The organism is Halomonas campaniensis (genome assembly GCF_002211105.1).
In the GTDB taxonomy this organism is placed as follows: Bacteria; Pseudomonadota; Gammaproteobacteria; order Pseudomonadales; family Halomonadaceae; genus Vreelandella; species Vreelandella campaniensis_A.
Genome location: NZ_JPUA01000034.1, coordinates 357911 through 379195, shown reverse-complemented (window position 1 = coordinate 379195; position 21285 = coordinate 357911). Strand labels below are relative to the sequence as shown.

Below are 21285 nucleotides of genomic sequence, written 5' to 3'. Positions count from 1 at the left end.
GCAGAGATAGATGGGTGCATGCGTTTAGCGAGTCACCAGAATGATGCCAACTAAAATAACGCCACCGCCGATTACAAAATTAATGCTCAGCGGCTCACTGAGCAGCAGTGTACCAAACAGAATACCGAAAAGCGGCGCCAAGAAAGAAAACACGCCTAACTGCGAAGCGCGGTAGCGGCGCAACAAGGTAAACCATAACAGCAGCGCAGCAAACGAAATAATCAGTGTCTGAAAACCAAGGCTGGCTATCGCCATCGGGGTAAACTGCGCGCTCATTAGCTGCCCGGATATAGCCGCCACCGGCAGGAGCAACAACGCCGTCACGCTCAGTTGATAGCTCAGAGTGAGCTCTGCTGGCGCCTCAGAAAGCGAAGTCTTGCGGATCACGACGGTCGTGGCCGCCCATGAGAGGCCAGCGAGCAAGCCCAGCGTATCCCCAATAAGAATCTCGATGCTGTAAGCACCGCTTGGCGCCATAGCAATCACCATTCCCAGAAATGCCAAGCCAACGCCCCACCACTGCCGAATGGAGAGTTGCTCGCCAGGTACCCAAAGATGTAAACCCAGGGCAGCGAAGATGGGCGCAGTATACAGAAAGACCGACATATGGGACGCCAAGGTATAGGTTAACCCCCAGGCGATAAAAGCGAATTCAGCAGCAAACCCGAGGCCCACCAGCAACCCAGGGCCCCAATGGTGACCCACATCCGCCCAGCGAATGCCGCGCCAATAAGCCAGCCCGCCGACCAGGCAAACCGCCATAATGGAGCGCAGGGTCATCTGTACCATGGGTGATATATCCTCAGCCACACCTTTAATGGCCACTTGCTGAAAACCCAACACTAGGCAAAATAGCAGCATCAGCGATGCTGCCGTTGCGTCCACTGTCTTTCGCTGTGAATGACCAATTATGCAGTCAGAATAGGGATTTGACGCTAATCTTTGATTACTCATTGCGGGCTCCTATAACCTATAGGTGCCCATTGCAGCAGTAAGCATCAGTGCGTACAAACGATTACTTATCGGGTCTAGGCTTAGGAAAACTCACGCTATGAGAATAGAAAGGCTACCGCTGAATGCCCTGCGCGCGTTTGCCGAGGCCGTTCGCGAAAATAGCTTCAAAGCCGCCGCTTATCGTCTCGGGGTGACGCCTGGCGCCGTTAGCCGACAGGTCAAACAGTTGGAAGATCACTTAGGCGTGGTGCTCTTTGAACGTCATGCCAATGGAGTTTTTGCCACCGAAGCAGGCCGGGTACTGGCTGACGATGTGCAAGCGGGCCTTTTGCGTATCGCCAACGGCATACAGAACGTCACCGAGCGCTCAGAAGACGCTTTTCGATTGCTACTGAGCGCACCGCCCTCTTTTCTACAACTCTGGCTGCTCCCCCGCTTACCCCGCTTTGAAGCTAATGAGCGGGAAATAGAAATCTCTCTGGATGCCGAGGCGCGCTTAACGCCACCGCTGTGGTTGCCCAACAGGGCACGTTTATCACTGCGCTACGGACGGGGCCCTTGGCCCGGCGTCACCAGCCTGCGTTTATTTGAAGACACCCTCTTTCCCGTTTGCTCGCCCTCCCTATTAGCGCAGGCAAGCATACGAACCCCCAACGATTTGCTGGCACAGACGCTGCTCACCGTGGAATGGTGCAGCCACGCAGGCCACCATATCCCAGGCTGGAGTGATTGGTTTAAAAGCGCCGGGGTAGCGCTAAGCAAAATGCCCAATCAGCGGCAATACTCGCTCTACAGCCTGGCTCTCGATCAGGCCATTGCCGGGCAAGGCGTGGTACTGGCCAGCTACCCATTGGTGGCTGACCGGCTGGCGAGCGGTGTGTTGGTACGCCCCTTTGCGGAACACTATCCGCTCGCCTCGCCGTTCACCTACGAACTGATTCTGCCTAAAGATGGAAAAACGCCACCGGCGATAGCACGCTTTGTCGAGTGGCTAGAACAAGAGGCCACTCTCTTCCGGAATACAGCTACGTAGCGCTGGGGACTATTTGGCCGCCCCGCTTGTAATCCTGAAACAGCCCATACTGCCATTGCCGTACCGCCAGCACAGAGGTAGTGCCAAACCGCTGATGAATAGGTAGCCCGCTCTCCCGCTCGCATAGCGCGTGAAACTCTTTCGCCAAGCGCTGCATGGTCTGCTGCCACTCAGCGTTACCTGCGGGGGACAACAGACCATTGAGTACCATCAACTTCTCGCTGTCGCTATCGAAACGGGAGCGGAAAAACTCGTTGGCGATATGCTGCTGAAAGAAGCGCTGGATCGGCCCATCCGCCTGCCAGCGGAAATTGGCGGCTACCCGCCGCCTGATCCGATTACCAGGAAGCAGCTCAATAAGTTTAAGCCGCTCAAGCTTGAGTAACTGCTGAATACACTCGGCTTCACTTAGCTGGTACTGGTGATGAATTTCGTCGAAGCTATAGCCATTGATAACGCAGACAGCCACCAGAAACAGCTCGCGATCATCCACAATACTCTGCTCCTGGGCATAGGTGAGCGCCTGCAAACGCTGCTCGTCTGCTTGCATCGTCTGCACCAACTCGGCGAATTCGATATTTAGCTGGTCACAGATACACTCCAGCCGCGATAGCGTAAAGTGCTTTTCAGCAAATAGGCGCTTTACCGAGGCCTCGCTCAGCGCCAACCACTTAGCGACATCGGCATAGGTTTTATCCTGAGCGCGAAGCTGGCGTTTTAGCGTTTCAATCAGCGAATCAGCTTGGGACATAGTAATCTCGTAAGCGGAATGAAGGTGCACCACACATTAAAAGTAGCAAATAATGATACCAACCAGCACCTATAACACGACTTTGTGCAAATGAGTTGCAACCAGTAAGCCTTGCTTAGAAAGTGCGACTACTTACAGGGACTTATAAGGCTACACAACCATGCAACGACTGCTACATATCAAGGGCGCTTTGCCCTACCTGATCGCCATCTTTCTCAATGCCTTTGTGGATTTGGGGCACAAGATTGTTATTCAGAACACGATCTTTAAAAGCTACGATGGCGAAACACAGGTCGTCCTCACTGCACTGGTCAATGGGCTGATTTTACTGCCGTTTATCTTGCTGTTTAGCCCGGCCGGCCACGTGGCGGACAGCTACCCCAAGGTACGCGTTCTGCGCGCATCGGCCTGGGCCGCCGTGGCAGTGTCATTGGGCATCACCGCTGCCTACTACCAGGGCTGGTTCTGGCTGGCCTTTGCGATGACGCTGCTGCTGGCGATCCAATCGGCCTTCTACTCCCCGGCCAAATACGGCTTGGTAAAGGGGCTGTTCGGCAAGCCGCGCCTGGCGGAGGCCAACGGGCTGATCCAGGCCGTGACTATCGGCGCTATCCTGGCGGGTACCGTGGCATTTACCGCCCTGTTTGAGACCTGGGTATCGCCAGATGATCACACCCCAGCGCAGCTGTTGCGCCAAATAGCGCCACTGGGCTGGCTGCTGGTGCTCAACAGCGCTATTCAAGTGGCAACGCTTTACCGTCTGCCGCTTGATAGCACCACGCGACCGGATACCCCGCTCACTTGGCAGCGCTATATTAAGGGCACTGCGCTGAAAGATAACCTGCAGCTTATCGTCCGCCAGCCCGTCATCAGGCTTTCCATTATCGGCCTTGCCACCTTTTGGTCAGTGGGACAAGTGCTGCTGGCGGCATTTCCTGCCTATGCCAAAGACGCCCTCAGTATCGATAACACCCTGGTGCTGCAAGGTATTCTGGCGGCCAGTGGTATCGGAATTGCGCTGGGTTCCATGCTTGCCAGCAAGCTCTCTCACAACCGTATCGAGACCGGCTTGATTCCGGTAGGCGCTGTTGGAGTGGCCGTGGGGTTATGGTGCCTGCCGCTTCTCTCCACGCCCGGCAGCCAGGCGCTGAACTTCGTGTTTATCGGCATGATGGGCGGGCTGTTTATCGTGCCGCTTAACGCCCTGATTCAGTTTCACGCCGCCGACAGCGAGTTAGGCACCGTGCTGGCCGCCAATAACTGGATCCAGAACATCGCCATGCTGGGCTTTTTGGTGCTCACGGCGCTATTCGCCCTGTCGGGTGTGGATAGCCACTACCTGCTGTTGCTCATTGCCACGGTGGCGATGGTCGGCGGTGGTTACACCATTGTTAAACTGCCGCAGAGTTTGGTGCGCTTTCTGTTGAGCTTCCTGCTGACCCGCCGCTATCGGGTTGATGTGCAGGGCTTGCAGAACCTGCCAGCCCAGGGTGGCGTGCTGCTGCTGGGCAACCATATCAGCTGGGTGGATTGGGCCATGGTGCAGATCGCCAGCCCCCGCCCGGTACGCTTTGTGATGCTCAGATCGGTTTACCAGCGCTGGTACCTCAACTGGTTCTTAAAATCCCTGGGCTGTATTCCCATCGAGCGCGGCAGCGGTGCCGACAAGGCCCTGGCCGATGTTGCTGAACAACTCAACGCCGGTGAAGTGGTGTGTCTGTTTCCCGAAGGGGCGATCAGCCGCACCGGACAACTAGGCGAGTTCCGCCGCGGCTATGAACGCGCCTGTGAAATGGCCAACCCTGATGTCAAGATTGTGCCTTTCTACCTGCGTGGTCTTTGGGGCAGCCAGTTCTCCCGCTCGTCCAGCAAGTTAAAGGAGCTGCGTAACGCGCCACTGCACCGCTCGGTGGTGGTCGCCTTTGGCAAACCGCTTCCCAAAGACACACCTGCCGATGTGCTCAAACGGCGCATCTTTGAGCAGGCGACCCGCTCCTGGCAGCAGGCCATGGGGGAGCTTTCCAGCCTACCCTACGCCTGGATTCAGAGCGTTAAACGCCGCCCTAGCGAACTTGCCCTGGCCGACACGCTGGGCCGCCCACTCAACGCAAGCCAAGCGCTCACCGCCAGCCTGTTGATGGCAAAACGTATTCGCAAGCTCAACCCAGGGCAAAACGTCGGCCTGCTGCTGCCCACCAGCAGTGCCGGGGTCATTGCCAATATGGCCACGCTGCTGGCCGGTAAAACGCTGGTGAACCTGAATTATACCGCCGACCAGGAAGCACTTTCCTCGGCCCTTGCCCAGGCGGAAATCGCTACCGTGTTCACCTCACAGCGCTTTGTGAAGAAACTTGAGCAGCGCGGGCTCAACGTTAGCCAATTGCTGAGCGAGCAGCAGGTGGTCTTTTTAGAAGACCTGCAGACCACGATTGGTCGTGCCGAACGTTTGAGCACCTGGCTTGCGGTGAGAATATTGCCGACTTGGCTACTGCAGCGCTGCTTCTGCCACGGCCACGATGCCGACGTGACCGCCGCCATTCTGTTCTCAAGCGGCAGCGAAGGCGAACCCAAGGGCGTGATGCTGAGCCACCGCAACCTGATGGCCAATATCAAACAGACCTCCGACGTGCTTAACACTCAGAGCAACGACGTTGTAATGGGCTCACTACCGCTGTTCCACGCCTTTGGCCTCACGGTCACCCAGCTGCTGCCGCTGATTGAAGGGCTGCCGCTGGTGTGCCACCCCGACCCCACCGATGCTCCTGGCATTGCGGGCGCTATTGCCAAGCACAAAGCCACTATCATGTTCGGCACCTCCAGCTTTTTAAGGCTGTTTGTGCGCAGCACAAAGGTGCATCCGCTGATGCTGGAGAGTTTGAGAATCGTAGTCGCCGGGGCAGAGAAGCTTGACGACAACGTGCGTAACGACTTCGCGCTGAAATTCCACAAGCCCATTTATGAAGGCTACGGCGCCACCGAAATCGCCCCCGTTGCTTCCGTCAACCTTCCCGATGCCATGGGCGTTCACTATCAGCAGGTGCAGCGGGGCAGCAAAGTAGGCACCGTGGGTATGCCGCTGCCCGGTACCAGCTTCAAAATCGTCGACCCGGAGAGCTTTGAAGAGCTACCCACCGGCGAGGCCGGCATGATTTTGATCAGCGGCCCGCAGATCATGCAGGGTTACCTCAACGACCCTCAACGCACCGCCCAAGCACTAAGGGAGATGGATGGCCAATACTGGTACGTGACGGGCGATAAAGGCTTTATCGACGAAGACGGTTTTTTAACCCTGATTGACCGCTATGCACGCTTTGCCAAGATCGGCGGTGAAATGATCAGCCTCAGCGCCGTTGAAGCGGCCGTTAAAGCGGCTCTGGAAGAACCTGACAACGCGCTAATGGCGGTGAGTATCCCCGACAGCCGCAAGGGCGAGCGAATTGTGCTGCTTTCAGAAACCGCGTTAGACGCCAGCACCGTTAAGGCCGCCATGCTCGCCAACGGTACATCATCAATGATGATCCCCACCCACTGGTTGACGGTAGAGACCATTCCGCATCTTGGCTCTGGTAAGGCAGACTTTGCCGGGGCGAAACGTTTGGCTCAAGCGCAGCTGGAAGATACTCGATAAGCGCTAAAGAACAGAAATGCTATACCAACATGCCCCTCTTAGCTGCCAAGAGGGGCTTCTTTATGAAGGGGAAAATGCTGAACCTTTACTCCAGAAACTCAGGCTTTAAAGGTGTTTTGAAAAGAAGCTTAGCATCAGCTCGTAATGCTTATTCTGTCCAGCGCTACTGAGTATATGATCTTCGCCTTCGTAGTAATGCACTTCCGGGCTGCGGCCATGCTTGAGTAGGCGCTGTTCCAAGCGCTTGGTCATTTCAACCGACCACATGCGGTCTTGCGTGCCGTGGGAAAGCAACAGCGGCCCAGGGTAGCGCTCAATTTCGATAGGCGTGGTCGGCAGCAAGCCTTCGTGACTATTACGCCATGTCCAGGCGCGTTTGCTGACATCCCAGGCTTGCCAGCCCGGGTCACCCGCATCGCGGAAGCTGCGAGCATCAAAGGCACCGCACACCACATCGGGCGGGCTATGCGCAGCAATAGCATCTGGAGCGCCTTCGATCTTATCCTTAGCCATCAGTGAGCCGAGCAATAACGCGTGCTCGGCGCCGCGTGAAACACCATAAAGCCCTACCCGCTCATCAACGAACTGGAATTCCCTTAAGGCTTTAAACGCCTCCACGCTGCTATCCAGCGGGTAATCAATAATATGCCCCGCGTTCCATGCATTACCGCCGCTTGAGTAGCCATAAGGAAACGCCAGGAAGCCATGGGCAGCGAATAGCATCGCGTCACGATGGCTCCACCCCGCCCATGCACCTTCAGAACCATGCAGCAACATAACGGCTGGAAAAGGCCCATTGCCCGGTGGGCCATAAGTAACGCCCCAGCCGGGTAGTAAACGCTGCACGATATTTAAAGGCATCTAAAAACACTCCCTGACTTCTTAACAGTCTATTTACCATATACGCAAAGGCGTCATCTGCCGCTGCACAAACACCCCTTTATTCTGATGGTTTCACCTCAACACTCTCCTTTTCCCCCGAGCTTTTCCCTTGCGCCCCACGGGCAATATCGTTGTGACTGATCACCACGATTTCTCTTGGCCACCACTCGGGATAGTTATCGCGGATAAAGGCCAGCAGTTTCTCGCGTACATTCATTTCCGCTGTCCAACCGGCTAACGGGTCTGAGGTCATGAGGTAACAGGTGACCGTTTGCGCCGTTCCTGTTTGTGCCGTCACGTAACAGAGCAGTTTATGGTGTTCGATAACGCTGTCTTCTTCTTTGGCGAATTCGAGGAATTTATCTCTTAACAGCCCTATATCGGCACTTAGGTGAAGTGTTAGCGTTAATGACCGGTACATCTTGGTACTTTTTACCGACAAATTGTCGAAAGGCTTAGAGGTGAAGTAGGTGACGGGCACAATCAAACGCCGTTCGTCCCACGACCGCAGCCGAATAAAGGTATAAAAGATACCTTCGACATAGCACCACTCGCCTTCAAAGATCACCAAATCACCAATGCGAATGGGCTTAGCAAACGATAACTGAAACGAGGCGAGGATATTGCCAAGCACCGTTTGACCCGCCACACCGACTAATACAGCCAATACGCTGGCAGACGCTAGAATCGATAAGCCAAGGGTTTCAAAGAGCTGCACCTGACCCAGTATGTAAATTGATACGGCTGTCACGGTGATCAGAATAATTGCCCGACGCAGCGCATAGAGTGAGGTTAGCAGTCTGCGTTCGTCTCTAGGCTTAGTATCATCGATTTCGCCTACGATACGCCGCGTTAAACGCAGCATGATAGTATCCACCAAGCGCAACGCAATGGTGCCGACTCCCCAGGCCATAATACTGATTAACAGCACCCGAAAGGTGGTGGTGGCAACCGCAGAAAACGACACCACATAATCCAGTACCATCTGAGTGACTAGCGACATCGCAATCAGCGCTGCTGGCATACCGATTTGACTGGCAAAGATGCTGGATACCCCGGAAGGCAGCCATTTCGACATCAATTCAATCAAGCAGTGAACGCCCCACCCAACAATACCGATGAATAGCACAAATAACGGTATAGCGATCCATTCCCAAAGTCTCAGAATGCCAAACGAAGTTTGAAGGCGCTTGGGGATATAGCTTTCTAACATTGAGGGGCCGTATTGCTCATACAGCGCCGGAATGTACGACACGCTGAGGGGCATGATCAGCCAGACAGGCTCTTGGTCGCCCACCCGGTATCTACCTAATCGAATATCGTAGCTTTCTCCATCGGCTTTTAAGGAGGAGACCTCTATATTTCGGCGGGTCTCGCCGACACGAGGATTTTGCCCGGCAGTAGTTTCAATAACAGCGTCTTCTCGAGCAGGTAGATCAGAAACAGTAAGCCAATCGCCGCGCTGAAATATCTCCGCTAGCTGGCGAGCTAGTTCCCTCCCCTGTTCGCGTTGTTCATCTGCGGGAAATTCGGAAAGGTTAAGTATATGCGCAGCGGCCTCGTACTCCTCCTGATCCGTTAGCTTCAGAAAACTCCTGATCGATTCTCGCGGTGTTACTCGGTTTGCTTCTTCGGGAGGTTCACCAAGCCCCGTATTTAACGCATCAACGGTAAACCACCGGCTGTCTTCGCTCTCTTCTCCTTGAGTTTGCGCCGCGCATAGGTTGGAAAAGGTCAATGCCAGCACCAACACACCCCATGCGAGCCACGAGCCGTTTGCTTTCATATATGCCTTATTCAGTAAAGTGAGCCAATTTGTTTACCACCGACAGACCCGTTGCCGAGCCAGCCCAGCGTTATTGCTGGGCTATCCGTGTTAGTGGGAGGACAAAGTACAGCCTACCTTGCTTGAAGGTGCAAGGCGTAGGGGCGTTAAGGCGGGTATCACTTAGTTATTTCGCCTAACCGGTTAAGCTCATCATCGTACATAGCTACCAGCAGCGGCTCGCCCTGGTCATTCACCCTAAACTGCCCGTAACGGGCAGCCTCGTAGCGCTCGCCGTGACCCTCCTGGAAGAAGAACGCATCGGTGGCGAAGCGTACCTGACCGTTGCGCAGGCGGTAACCCAGTCGCCGTTCGTCATTGGCTAAAGCGCTGCCATCATCGAGGCGCTGAAAATGCGCGATACGCTGTTCATCCAAGCGCACAACTACGTAGCCGTTGCTTGCTTTTTGAGTCTCATCTTGCAGAGCGTCATCTTGTCGAAACAGCGCGCTGTGAATTTGATTGGCGAGTGCGAAGTTGAGTGCCATGTAGTCGCCCTGCATCAATGAGCGCGGGTCGACTGGCGCAAGCGCCAGGTAAACGATTTCACCCTCGGTCAGGTGATGCTCTTTCTGCCAAATCGCACCGTTTACCAGCGCCAGCACGACAACAGTGGCTAAGAGTACTATCCAGCGATGACGCTTGGCTTTCAGCCTCACTTTCCGTGCCCTCCCTCAGAAGGAGACGGCATATTGCCCTCTATACTCAACCACTTGTGTAGCGCCAAACGCAGCGTAAGCAGCACGCCACCGGTAAACAGTAGGGTTAGTGCCTTGGTTAACAGCGTCGCGTCCAGCCAGTAGTAATAGCTGCCAATGCCCATCAGCAGCGACAATACCCCAAGCCCCATCACTAAGCGATGGCCCATCGCAAACCCTAACAACACAACGACCAGTCCCTGGTCCACACCAGGCGCATAAAAACTGATCAACAGCAATGCGATCGGGCTTAGATAGAGCGCCCAATGGGGTTTGGATTTCGCAACGTTATACAACAGCAGCGCCAGAGAGAGCGCTACCATCACGGCTCTCAACCAAGGGGCCGACCATGCCAGAGCGCTGGCGCTATGGGCGTCAAACCAGAAGACGAACGACTGGCCGCTATGCGCTAATCCTTGCATCACCAACAGGCCTAATAACAACCCATAGCCCCACGCCTGTACGACCCGAATACTCCCAGGCCCACGAAACTCATTTAGCCAGAGTAGCGTCAGCGCCAACAACACGAACCCACTCGCCACTAACGCCATCGCGCTCATCGCCAGCGCTATATAGAGCGCCAAGCTGGCGGCAAAAGCGGAAAACGTGCGGTGAAGCAGGCTCGGCATCACCAGCGCCAGTACGCTCTGCAAGCCAAATAGCGACCACGCCACCAGCACCCATAATGAAGTCGCAGATTCCTCCCAAAACGCTACCGCGGCCCAAGCGATTAGCAACTGCCCGGCCAAGCTAACCGCCAGCGCCAGGTGTTCAAGTACATCACTGCGAGCTTTGCGAAATAGCCCATAAGCCGCGCCGATCATCGCTAGTCCCAAGCCTAACGACGCCGCCGGGCTCTCCACCACAAATACCACGCCCATGGCGACAAAGCCGAGCAGAAACAGCGCCGCCAACCAGCCAGAAAACGCCTGCAGCACGCGCACAAACCAGGGTGTTTCCAGCGGCGCTGGGGTTGCTGGCTCGTTTAACACAATGCCCGCTTGGTTCAGCCTGGCTTTTAAATCGTTAATACTGTTCATGACTGGGACATCTCCTGATGCAGCCGCTTCAGCCAAACCACCGCTCCCGCGCCCATCGCCAGCACCGCGATGGCGATCAGCAGCAGACTTCCCTCCTGCCAATCACCCTCCCAGAGTAACATCCTGGCAAGCAGTAGCGTGGCCACTGTTAATAGCGAAATGCAGCCCCCCGCGATCATAAACAGATCAGGCCGCCAGTAGCGGTAAACGCCATATAGCACTGCCAACCAGAGTGGGTAAATCGCCAGCACTGGCGACCACGAGAGGCCTATCTCGATGATCAACGTCATCATTAACAGTGTTATCGGCACCCCGCTTCCTAGCGCCAGCAGGCGTACCGCCCACTGCCGTGGCCAGCCCCGGTCATGAGCGCCCCACTCCCAGATTGCCAAGGCCAGGGTATTGAGTACCAGCAGCCCCCATTGAGCGGCCTCACTACTGGCCAAAACGCCAAACGGCCCGCCCCAGGTACGGAAATAGAGCCCGACGGCCAAATTAAGTAACCCCAGCCACAGCACCCAGAGCAGCTCAAAACGCGCTATCCAGACCCAGGGCAGCGTAAGCAGCGCCCAGGCAACAAACAGCTGCCAGGGGTCGGCCCCGGTTTGATACACCTGGCCAAATAGCGCCAACAGCACGCCCACCAACAAAGTGGCCGATGTTAGCGCCACACGTTGAACCGTCGGGCTCGCCTTGGGCCAAATGGCGATACTTGCCGCCAGCACCATCGCTGCCTGCACCACGCCAAAGCGCAGCCAGCGGCCCATCTCGGCCCAGTTATAAGCTACGAAAAACAGCACCGCCAAGGCCAGTGCCAGCCCGCCTAGCCACTGCAGTAGGCGATCAATAAACAGCGCCCAAGCGCGAGGCGAAGGGTGCAGCCCAGCAGCCTGCACGGCGCGCGTCATCTGTTCAGGCGGTATCACGCCCTGCTCTATCAGTGATATCAATTCACGGCGGGTAGAGGCCATGGGGGCTCCCGTCTAAACGGCGCGGTGGAAACACAAGCACCGAGGCTAAGTGCCATGATCACTCCAGCTTAGTAAAGCGCAGCCGAGCAATCTGCGCAGGCGGTTGGAAGGAGTCAGCTTGGGCATTTTCCCAATAGTGCTTGAATACCGTGTGCTCGCACTTTGCATTGAGCAATTCATTGGGTTTTAAGAAAGTGAATATCTGATCGTAGGACTGAATCTCGTTTTCCGAGACACGTCGGATAATGTGCTCAGGCCCCAGTTCACTAGGATGGCTAAGCCCTGCGGCCCCCAGCATTTCTGCCAGCGCTTTTAACGTATTACTGTGGAAGTGGTAGACCCGCGCTGTTTTATCGGCAATATCCAAATGGCGGCTGCGATTGGGATCTTGAGTGGCTACGCCGCTGGGGCATTTGTCAGAGTGGCAGTTAAGCGCCTGAATACACCCTAATGAAAACATGAAGCCCCTGGCTGAATTGCACCAGTCGGCCCCTAGCGCCATGGTTCGGGCAATGTGAAAACCGGACATAATCTTACCCGCTGCGCCTATACGAATCTCCTCGCGCAGCCCGGCTCCCACCAGGGTGTTATGCACCAGCGTGACGGCTTCGGTTAACGGCACCCCCATGCGATTGATAAACTCCAGCGGCGCCGCACCGGTTCCCCCTTCGCCCCCGTCCACCACTATAAAATCAGGCCGCTCACCGCTTTCCAGCATGGCTTTAACGATCGCAAACCACTCCCAGGGGTGACCAATCGCCAGCTTAAAGCCAACCGGTTTTCCACCGGAAAGCGAACGTAGGCGGGCAATGAATGCCATCAGTTCCAGCGGCGTCGAGAAAGCTGAATGGGCAGCGGGTGAAATCACGTCCTGACCCATGGGGACTTCTCGCGCTTCAGCAATTTCGGCAGTGACCTTAGCCGCTGGCAATATACCGCCATGGCCCGGTTTGGCGCCCTGGGAAAGTTTGATTTCGATCATTTTCACCTGATCGGCACTGGCGTTAGCTGCAAAGCGCTCCTCGTTAAACGAGCCATCGTCGTTGCGGCAGCCAAAGTAGCCAGAGCCTATTTCCCAGACCAAATCACCACCGTGCCTGCGATGGTAACGGGAAATAGAGCCTTCCCCGGTGTCGTGATAAAAACCGCCCTTACACGCCCCCGCGTTGAGCGCCTCAATGGCATTGCCCGAAAGCGAACCAAAGCTCATCGCAGAAATATTCAATACGCTTGCCAGGTAGGGTTGACTGCAATGACTGCCGCCCACGCGAACACGGAAGTCTTCGTTTTCAATAGCGCAGGGGAGGAGCGAGTGGTTAATCCATTCATGCCCCGGCTGATACATATCCAGCAGGGAGCCAAAGGGCTTTTTATCGCTCTCATTTTTTGAACGCTGATATACCACAGCACGCTGCTCGCGGGAAAAAGGCCGTTCATCGAGATCCGATTGAATAAAGTATTGACGTATTTCCGGCCCAATGGACTCTAGAACATAGCGAAAATGGGCCAGAACAGGATAGTTGCGACTCACCGTTCGCCGCGTTTGGCGAAGATCATGGAGCCCCAGCCCAGCGAGCATGCCAAAAATCACCACGCCCCAAAGCCATGCTAAAGAAAACACCACCCCCACCAGCGAAACCAATAGCAGGATCAGGCAGGCGACAAAGACGGCATTACGTAGAGGAATACGGGTCAATCCCCGGGCTTCGATCATCAGAACAAGAGCTCCTTTTCAACACCTCACCAAAGGGGCGACCAGCCACCCCGACCGGCTCAATTTAAAAACGTAAGGGGCTTGTGTAAGTTTTGGCGAACTTACGACACCCATTAATATCGAATGCTGCATTCACCTCGTATGCTACCCATAAAGACCAGAGTGGAGACACCTAATGCTAATAAAGATTGCCAAACCGAGTGATTTACACGAATCCGATGTCACGCCGGAATCCATCTACCTCTCCCGGCGGCGCTTTATGGGCGGCATGGCAGGCCTAGGCGCAGGGCTTGCCCTATCCGGCCAAGTCCGCGCTAACGCCGACTACTCCGATGTACCCGAAGGCGATGCACCGGCGTGGCTAAAGGAGAAAATCAGCGAGACCCAGTGGCGCTCCATCACCCCTAGCGACCCTGACAAAGATAAGATTGCGCCCTTTGATGATGCCAGTGGTTACAACAATTTTTTCGAGTTCGGTACTGACAAGGGCGACCCCGCCCGTCATGCAGGTAGCCTGGAAACCCAGCCCTGGAGCGTGGTGGTGGATGGCGAAGTCAATAACGGTGGGCGCATAGCGCTTGAAGACCTTGCCAAGCCTTCACAGTTTGAAGAGCGTATTTACCGCCTGCGCTGCGTCGAGGCGTGGTCGATGGTGATTCCCTGGCTGGGCATTCCGCTCGCGGACATCATCAAGCGCGCCGAGCCCACCAGCAAAGCCAAGTACGTGCGTTTTGAAACCCTGGTCGATCCAGAGCAAATGCGTGGGCAGCGCTCCTCGTTTTCGATCATCGACTGGCCCTATGTGGAAGGCCTGCGCATGGACGAAGCTATGCATCCCCTCACGATAATGGCATTGGGTATGTATGGCCGCGAACTGCCCAACCAAAATGGCGCGCCCCTACGGCTGGTAGTACCGTGGAAGTACGGTTTCAAGAGCATCAAGTCGATTGTGCGCATTTCGCTGGTGGAAGAGCAGCCGGTTAACTCCTGGCAGCAAATCGCCGCTAATGAGTACGGCTTCTACGCCAACGTCAACCCTGAGGTCGATCATCCCCGCTGGAGCCAGGCCACCGAGCGGCGGCTGCCGAACAGCCTGTTCAACCCCAATACCATCGATACCCTAATGTTCAATGGCTACGCCGACGAAGTTGCCGAGCTTTATGCCGGCATGGACTTGAAGGAAAATTACTAATGGCCAGCCCACGTATATGGTTAGCATGGCGCGTGGGCGTGTTCCTGGCCGCGCTAGCGCCGCTGCTATTTTGGAGCTGGGTGGTGGCGAATAACGCCGCTGGCCCCGAACCAGGACGCTACCTGCTGCTAAACATCGGCATTGGGGCTCTATGGATGCTGCTACTCACCCTCAGCCTTACCCCACTCACCAAGCTCACCCGCTGGAAAGGCTTTGCACTGATCCGGCGCCAGCTGGGCCTCTGGACGCTGGCCTACGCCACCCTGCATATGCTCAGTTACGCGCTGTTTATTCTGGGGCTTAACTGGGCATTGCTGGGTAGTGAGATCATCAAGCGCCCGTATATTATCGTCGGTATGATCGCGCTGGTTGGGCTAGCCGTGTTGGGGGCGACGTCTAACAAGTGGTCGATGAAGCGCCTAGGCAAACGCTGGAAGTCACTGCACAAATTCTCCTACGCCATTTTGGGTCTGGTGCTGCTGCACTTCTTCTGGATAGTGCGCGCCGACATGCAGGAGTGGGCCATGTATGCCGCCATTGCGGCGCTGATTATGGCCACCCGCCTACCGCCTGTGGCACGCACCCTGCCTAAACTGCGTTATCGTTTTAGCCGTTAAAACATCAGTGAATACCCCCGAGACCGAACGGGTTCATGTTCTGTTCAGCTAATGCGTTTATGCTGCGTGCAGTCAATCGGATAGCGTTTGGAGTAGTCATATGGCAGCAACGTATTTGGGCGCTGGTCGGCTGGTTTCAGCGCTGGCATTAATGTTGATTGGAACTGTCGCGGTTGCAGAGCAATCTGCGCAAGTTGAACAGCCGTTGCGAGTCGAACAACTGCAGCGCTGTGGCAACCTGCTGACGCTGGATATGCAAGAGTTCTGCCTTCGCGTCAGTGGGCTTGAGAACAACGACTTTCAGATAAAGCTGAACGGTACAGCACTTCAGCCAGATGACATCACTCGCGACAACGACCGGGTGCGTGTAAGCATCAGCAGCGCTGATGCGCAAAGCGGCCCACTATGGTTTGAGCAGCGTGAGCAGTCCAGCAACCCGGTTTGGCTCAGCCTTAACGGCAGCCACGTAGTAGCCGCCACCGATCAAGAGGTGGCGAAGAACATGGATGGCATCACCACCTACGTGGATCTGATCAGCCTGATTATTGAAGAGAGCCACGACGGTGCCGAGGAGGCCCAGCGTTTAGCGGAAAAGTACGGCGCCGAAGTGGTCGGCATGATCCCGCCGCTCAACACCTACCAATTACGGTTGGCAGTCAACAACCTTGATGAGCGCGATGCGCTGGTACTCAGGCTGGGCAGCGAAGTGAGCGTGGATGCGGTGGTGGTCGAAGAGTCGGGGGCAGAAGAGAGCATTGAGAGCGAAACGGAAAAGCCGCCCGCTGCAGATAATCAGGAGTGGGCGTCGAATCGTTTTCTGGATGCCGTGAACTATTACCAGCGACGCTTATCACGTCAGGGCCACGGCGGAGATATCGAGACGCAGCCTATACGTATTGGCGTTATCGAGCGAGAGGTAGACTTCGATGCGCCGGATTTTACCGATTACCTGGGTGACTGCCGCACTAATTCGTCTAGAACCTGCGTGTACGCGCGCGATGCGGCTAAGCCCGACGGGCATGGCACAACGGTCGCTGGGGTATTTGCCGCGGCCTGGAACGAAGGCGGCAATAGTGGTTTTTTACGCGGGTTGGACGATGTAGGCCCTGGCTTCGACGTGATTGTGGATCGCAACTCAGATGCAGGCATAACGGCTAATGTTGCTGCTTCAGTCAATCTGGTAGAGGACGGAGTACGCGTACTCAACTGGAGTTGGGGCATCCACCGAGTAGGGGCAATCGACATTAACGGTAAAGAAGTCGATTCGCTGGTACGTTCCGGCATCGCCATGAGCGGTTACGAAGAACTGCTCGAAGAGTTCTTCTTATGGCTGCGCCGCGAACACCCCGATGTAGTGGTCGTAAATTCAGCAGGCAACGCGTCGTCATTTTCAGGAAGTGACGATTATCGCCTGCCCTCTTCTTTTATTACCGACCAACTGTTTGTCGTGGGTGGGCATGAACGCAGCGATGAGGATGTGCAGGTTGAAGATCCCCGCTATGTGGTCAAACGTAACGCCTCCAATATCGATATGCGGGTGGATATAACCGCAGCGGCCTGTGTACGAGGCTCTTCCCTGGTAGAGGGTGAGCAAGGCGAAGCCCATTGCGGCACGTCCTACGCGACCCCGCTGGTGGCCGGTCTGTTGGCGGCAATGATGTCGATTGACCCCGAACTTACCCCGGCACAGTTACGCATGCTACTTCGCCGCAGCGCCATGACGATCGGGGAAGAGTACGATTTCGAGCCGACAGACGCGGATGATCTGACCGCGCCGATATTACCATCAGAACGGGCCAACGAGCTGAATCACCCGGATATCGGTCTGTCCGCCCGCCTGGATATGTATAAGGCGCTGGATCTGACGGTGCAAAGCTTGGATCGGGATCGCTAGGTCAGATAAATCAGCCAAACAAAGCCCACTTCTCGAGGTGGGCTTGTCCGAATCAACTACGTTTAGCCAAATCCTTTAGCCAAGCACTTTGCGAAGATGAGCACGATAAGCCGCTTTATCACGATCGACATCCGGCATCTTCATCACATCGTTGGCGATAAAGGTCGGCAATGCCTCTAAGCCGATAAACGCCTGCGATTTGTGGAAGGGGAAGTAAACACCATCCACACCACGCCCTTCAAAGAAATTGTCCGGCTCGTCGAAGGCCTCCAAAGGGGCATTCCAGGTCAGCGACAGCATGTAGCGACGCCCTTGCAGCAAGCCACCACTGCCATACTGTTTAGTCGGGTCTTGCCGCGAGCGGCCATCGCTGGCGTAGAGTGAACCGTGGCCTTCTGTGAACACCTCATCAATGTAGCGCTTAACGATCCAGGGCGCTCCCATCCACCAACCCGGCATCTGATACACAATGGTGTCCGCCCATAGGTAGTTCTGCACTTCGGTCTCAAGATTGTAGCCTTGATCAATCACCGTCTCGCGCACCTCGTACCCCATTTCCTGCAACGTACTCACTGCCACGCCATGCAGCGTATTATTGAGCTCACCGCCAGAGTGGGCAAACGCCTTGCCGCCGTTAATCAGTAGAATCTTCATCTAACGCTTTCTCCCAAAGAGGTTCATCATCAAAGCTAACCGAATAGGTTTGACGTTAATGGTGCGTATTGTGGGAGTAACAGCGCGGAAAAAGAAGCGACGTGCCAGCAAGACATTTTTGATTTTAAATCAATAATGTTAAACACTCACTAAGACAAACGGCAGCGCTATGAAAAGTAATTTATGAAAAGCACCCTTGAAGAACAGCAGGCATTTGTGACGGTCGTGGATAGCGGCTCCATCACCGACGCCGCTGAGCGTCTTGGCATGACCGTTTCCGGGGTTAGTCGTACGCTTAACCGCCTGGAGCAAAAACTTGGCGCTACCTTACTACGCCGAACCACGCGCCGCTTAGAGCTGACCGAAGAGGGCGAAACATTCTTGGGCCACTGCCGCCATATTCTGACCGCCGTGGAAGAGGCCGAAGAGGCGATGCTGGATCGCCACAATCAGCCGCAAGGCAAGCTACGGATCAACGCCGCTCCCAGCTTTATGCAGTTTGTGATTGTGCCGGTGATTGGCGAATTCCGCGCACGCTACCCTGGTATTACGCTGGAGCTCGACACCCACGACCGCTTTGTCGACTTGCTGGAACAGCGGGTTGATTTGGCCATCCGTATTGGCAAACTGGAAGATTCATCGCTACACGCTCGCCTCCTTGGCTATAGCCCGCTGCGCCTTCTGGCCAGCCCTGCTTATCTAAAACGCCACGGCACACCACAAAGCATCGACGACCTCCAAAAGCACAGCCTGCTGGGTTTCAGTCAGCTCGACCATCTCAACCGCTGGCCACTGTGCCTCGCCGATGGTAAACCTTTACGCATTACGCCAACGCTAGCAGCCTCCAGTGGCAGCACGCTATTAGAGTTGGCCATTGCAGGAGAAGGCATCGTTTGCCTTGCCGACTTTATGACCATCACTTCCCATCATAACGGCACACTGGTGGATGTACTACCCGACTGCACAGAAATGCAGACCCAAGCTGTGAACGCCGTGTACTACCGCCAAACCACGCTTTCACAGCGCACCCGACTGTTTATGGAGTTTTTAGTAGAACGGCTGCCGGGGAAGTATTTGCAGGGATGAAGGGCAAGCTAATCAACGCCCTTGCTTGCCAGAAAAGCACTAGCGCCAACGGTAAACATCTTCACCTTCTTTGGGTTTCCATACAAAGCCCATTTCCACTTTGTTTGCCTTTTACCGACGCCATGATCCTTCGGGCAGGTGTTTTTAACCCACTACCCACTCATTAAAAGCCTGCTTCTCGGTGTCGGCTCCCTTGTGGGCATAGTAGACCAGCCGCAGGTGGCGCTCTTCATCAACGGTGAGTGTAGTGTGTTCAAACGCGATAGCGCCGATCCCATCCAGATAAAGATGGCGCACGCCCTGGCAAGGCGCGTTGACCTCCTGATTTTTCCACCATGCCTTAAACTCAGGCGCCACTTTGGTTAGCTCTTCAACCAATGCCTCTATGGCGGGATCTTCGGTCGCACGGGCAAAGTCGCGTCGGAAGCTGGATAGCATTTGGCAAACCTGCTCTTCCCAGGGTGATAACCGCTGGCGCATGGCAGGATCGGTAAATAATAACCAGAGCATATTGCGGCGCTCGGGTGCATGGGCAGAGAAGTTGAACAGCTTATCGGCAGCCGCGTTCCAGGCCAGCACATCCCAGCGTAAATTAAGAATATAGGCAGGCCGTGTGGGCAGGTCGTCCATCAAGGTTCGCACCAGCGGCGGCACACTGCACCAGGTTTTGCCTAGCTCAGAGGGTAGCCGCTGATGGGCAAGCAAGAACAAATGGCGGCGCTCAGCCGCATCCAGCTTGAGCGCTTTGGATAGATTGTCCAGAAAAGTGGCCGATACGCTGATATCACGACCCTGTTCCAACCAGGTATACCAAGTCAGCCCCACGCCTGCTAAAGCGGCGACTTCTTCACGCCTTAACCCCGGCGTACGCCTTCGGCGGCCACGTGGCAGCCCCACCTCTTCTGGTGCGATTTTCTCTCGGTGCATGCGTAGAAACTCAGCCAGGTCTTCCCGCGTTCGAGTCAGCGTTCGTGGAGCGGTCATTTTATTACCTTGAATAACTTATCACTTTTAGTAATAGCATAAATAGTTAAATTGTACCCCCTTTAAAGCCTCTCCAGAATAGCCCTTCGCTGGCAAAACAGCGCTGGCGGATTCTTTTCTAATGCTTATGCCTGGAGTGCGTTATGGCTGACCAATCTCGTCTATCGGTATATCTCGTGGCACTGGGTGCGTTTGCACTTGGGATGGCCTCTTATGTGACTGCGGGGCTAATTCCCCTCATTGAAGACGCCTTTAGTGTCACGGCTGCTACGGCGGCCCAGTTAGTTACGGCATTCACCTTAGCCTATGGCTTAGGCTCGCCCGTCGTCGTAGCGCTACTGCCCGGCCAGCATCAACGTTTGGGCTTACTAGTGGCGTTGGCCGTTTTTATTGTGGCCAATATCGCCAGCGCGCTGGCCACTAGCTTTATCGCCCTCGCTATATGGCGAGCAGTTGCTGGCGTGGGCGCCGGGGTTTATCTTGCCATGGGCATTGCCGCCGCAGCCGCCATCACGCCAGAGGCCCAGCGCGGTAAAGCGATTGCGATCATCATGGGCGGCATGGCGAGCGGCACGGTACTGGGGGTGCCTATCAGTCTGTTGCTCGCTGAACGTTTAGGCTGGGCGTCAGCCATGTGGCTTATCGCAGGTCTTGGCTGCATCGCCTACGCCGGACTCCACGCAAAACTCCCTGCACTACCAGCCACGCCTGTGCTTGCTCTTGCCCGCAAACTGGCTATTTTAAAAAACCCTCATACCATGGCCATTCTAGCGGTTTCCTTATTGGCGGCCATTGCCAGCCTGGGCATGTACACCTTTATCGCCCCCTTTATGGAGGCCACCGAGTCAGGCGCTGTTCAGTCGATTACTGGTTATTTGTGGGTATGGGGAATTGGCGGCGTCGTGGGCAGCTTTTTGATTGGCCCATTGGTCGACAAATTTAACGGCCCGGTAATGACCTTGGGGATCATGCTGCTGCTCTTTATAGCGCTCATCGCGCTACCTTTTTCGGCATCGGTTCATCCTCTGCTAACGTTACTTCCGATCGCTCTTTGGGGCGCCGTGGGCTGGGCACTGCAAGTGCCACAAAACAACGAGCTCGTTCGTACGAGACAAGCCCATGGCGACGGCAACTTGGCGGTCGCACTCAATGAATCGGCGCTCTATTTAGGCAGTGCGATAGGGGCGGCGAGTGGCGGCATTTTGCTTGCCTTCCACCTTCCCGTTTCGACATTAGCGGTGGGCGCGGGGGCTATCGCTGCAGTAGGGGCATTAGTACAGTTGGCGCTTTTGATAAATGCCCAGCATTAGTTCGCCAGTCTATCTATTAGCGGAGGGCTCTCAGGTACACAGCAAGCCTGAT

At 55.5% G+C, this 21285-nt stretch carries 17 protein-coding genes; 7 read left to right on the top strand and 10 right to left on the bottom strand.

Features of this window, described 5'->3' with window-relative positions; genetic code table 11:
* Window positions 1-24: 24 nt before the first annotated feature.
* Complete coding sequence (locus JI62_RS14220) at window positions 25-954, bottom strand: DMT family transporter (protein ID WP_088700779.1); 930 nt, start codon at window positions 952-954, stop codon at window positions 25-27.
* 97 nt (window positions 955-1051) lie between these two features.
* Here JI62_RS14220 and JI62_RS14215 point away from each other — a divergent pair, with 97 nt between their 5' ends.
* On the top strand, window positions 1052-1987 hold the full coding sequence (locus tag JI62_RS14215) for a LysR substrate-binding domain-containing protein (protein WP_088700778.1): 936 nt from the start codon (window positions 1052-1054) through the stop codon (window positions 1985-1987).
* Here the strand turns inward: JI62_RS14215 and JI62_RS14210 are convergent.
* On the bottom strand, window positions 1980-2738 hold the full coding sequence (locus JI62_RS14210) for a helix-turn-helix domain-containing protein (protein WP_088700777.1): 759 nt from the start codon (window positions 2736-2738) through the stop codon (window positions 1980-1982). The two genes, JI62_RS14215 and JI62_RS14210, sit on opposite strands and share 8 nt — an antisense overlap.
* 160 nt (window positions 2739-2898) lie before the next feature.
* Here JI62_RS14210 and JI62_RS14205 point away from each other — a divergent pair, with 160 nt between their 5' ends.
* The gene (locus JI62_RS14205; protein ID WP_088700776.1) at window positions 2899-6366 is read left to right on the top strand and encodes an acyl-[ACP]--phospholipid O-acyltransferase; all 3468 of its coding nucleotides are present in this window, start codon (window positions 2899-2901) and stop codon (window positions 6364-6366) included.
* Window positions 6367-6471: 105 nt separating this feature from the next.
* Here JI62_RS14205 and JI62_RS14200 read toward each other — a convergent pair whose 3' ends face one another.
* The 6 genes from JI62_RS14200 to JI62_RS14175 all read right to left on the bottom strand — a co-directional run bounded on the left by JI62_RS14200 (window position 6472) and on the right by JI62_RS14175 (window position 13496).
* A complete protein-coding gene (locus JI62_RS14200; protein WP_088700775.1) occupies window positions 6472-7227 on the bottom strand; it encodes an alpha/beta hydrolase family protein in 756 nt (251 codons plus the stop codon).
* Window positions 7228-7306: 79 nt separating this feature from the next.
* The gene (locus JI62_RS14195; protein ID WP_088700774.1) at window positions 7307-9034 is read right to left on the bottom strand and encodes a mechanosensitive ion channel family protein; all 1728 of its coding nucleotides are present in this window, start codon (window positions 9032-9034) and stop codon (window positions 7307-7309) included.
* Between the two features lie 158 nt (window positions 9035-9192).
* Window positions 9193-9732: a GDYXXLXY domain-containing protein gene (locus JI62_RS14190; RefSeq protein ID WP_088700773.1), complete on the bottom strand. Its 540-nt coding sequence runs from the start codon at window positions 9730-9732 to the stop codon at window positions 9193-9195.
* A complete protein-coding gene (locus tag JI62_RS14185) occupies window positions 9729-10811 on the bottom strand; it encodes a DUF4401 domain-containing protein (RefSeq protein ID WP_088700772.1) in 1083 nt (360 codons plus the stop codon). The genes JI62_RS14190 and JI62_RS14185 overlap by 4 nt, the downstream gene beginning before the upstream one ends.
* Entirely contained in the window at window positions 10808-11782 is a 975-nt protein-coding gene (locus JI62_RS14180; RefSeq protein WP_088700771.1) for a DUF2157 domain-containing protein, read from the bottom strand. Before JI62_RS14180 ends, JI62_RS14185 begins: the two co-directional genes overlap by 4 nt.
* Window positions 11783-11840: 58 nt before the next feature.
* On the bottom strand, window positions 11841-13496 hold the full coding sequence (locus tag JI62_RS14175; protein WP_088700770.1) for an FMN-binding glutamate synthase family protein: 1656 nt from the start codon (window positions 13494-13496) through the stop codon (window positions 11841-11843).
* A 175-nt stretch (window positions 13497-13671) separates the two neighbouring features.
* On the opposite strand from JI62_RS14175, the gene msrP reads away from it, so the two are divergent.
* The 3 genes from msrP to JI62_RS14160 all read left to right on the top strand — a co-directional run bounded on the left by msrP (window position 13672) and on the right by JI62_RS14160 (window position 17199).
* Complete coding sequence (gene msrP, locus JI62_RS14170) at window positions 13672-14688, top strand: protein-methionine-sulfoxide reductase catalytic subunit MsrP (protein WP_088700769.1); 1017 nt, start codon at window positions 13672-13674, stop codon at window positions 14686-14688.
* A complete protein-coding gene (gene msrQ / locus JI62_RS14165; protein ID WP_088700768.1) occupies window positions 14688-15305 on the top strand; it encodes a protein-methionine-sulfoxide reductase heme-binding subunit MsrQ in 618 nt (205 codons plus the stop codon). The genes msrP and msrQ overlap by 1 nt, the downstream gene beginning before the upstream one ends.
* A gap of 100 nt (window positions 15306-15405) precedes the next feature.
* Window positions 15406-17199, top strand: coding sequence for a S8/S53 family peptidase (locus JI62_RS14160; protein ID WP_088700767.1), 1794 nt, complete (start codon window positions 15406-15408; stop codon window positions 17197-17199).
* Between the two features lie 75 nt (window positions 17200-17274).
* Here the strand turns inward: JI62_RS14160 and JI62_RS14155 are convergent, their stop codons facing one another.
* The gene (locus tag JI62_RS14155) at window positions 17275-17853 is read right to left on the bottom strand and encodes an NAD(P)H-dependent oxidoreductase (RefSeq protein ID WP_088700766.1); all 579 of its coding nucleotides are present in this window, start codon (window positions 17851-17853) and stop codon (window positions 17275-17277) included.
* Window positions 17854-18036: 183 nt separating this feature from the next.
* Here JI62_RS14155 and JI62_RS14150 point away from each other — a divergent pair, with 183 nt between their 5' ends.
* The gene (locus JI62_RS14150) at window positions 18037-18939 is read left to right on the top strand and encodes a LysR substrate-binding domain-containing protein (protein ID WP_088700765.1); all 903 of its coding nucleotides are present in this window, start codon (window positions 18037-18039) and stop codon (window positions 18937-18939) included.
* A gap of 144 nt (window positions 18940-19083) precedes the next feature.
* Here the strand turns inward: JI62_RS14150 and JI62_RS14145 are convergent, their stop codons facing one another.
* Window positions 19084-19923 (bottom strand): helix-turn-helix transcriptional regulator, encoded by an 840-nt coding sequence (locus JI62_RS14145; protein ID WP_088700764.1) that lies wholly within the window; start codon window positions 19921-19923, stop codon window positions 19084-19086.
* Between the two features lie 143 nt (window positions 19924-20066).
* Here JI62_RS14145 and JI62_RS14140 point away from each other — a divergent pair, with 143 nt between their 5' ends.
* A complete protein-coding gene (locus JI62_RS14140) occupies window positions 20067-21233 on the top strand; it encodes an MFS transporter (protein ID WP_088700763.1) in 1167 nt (388 codons plus the stop codon).
* Window positions 21234-21285: the final 52 nt, after the last annotated feature.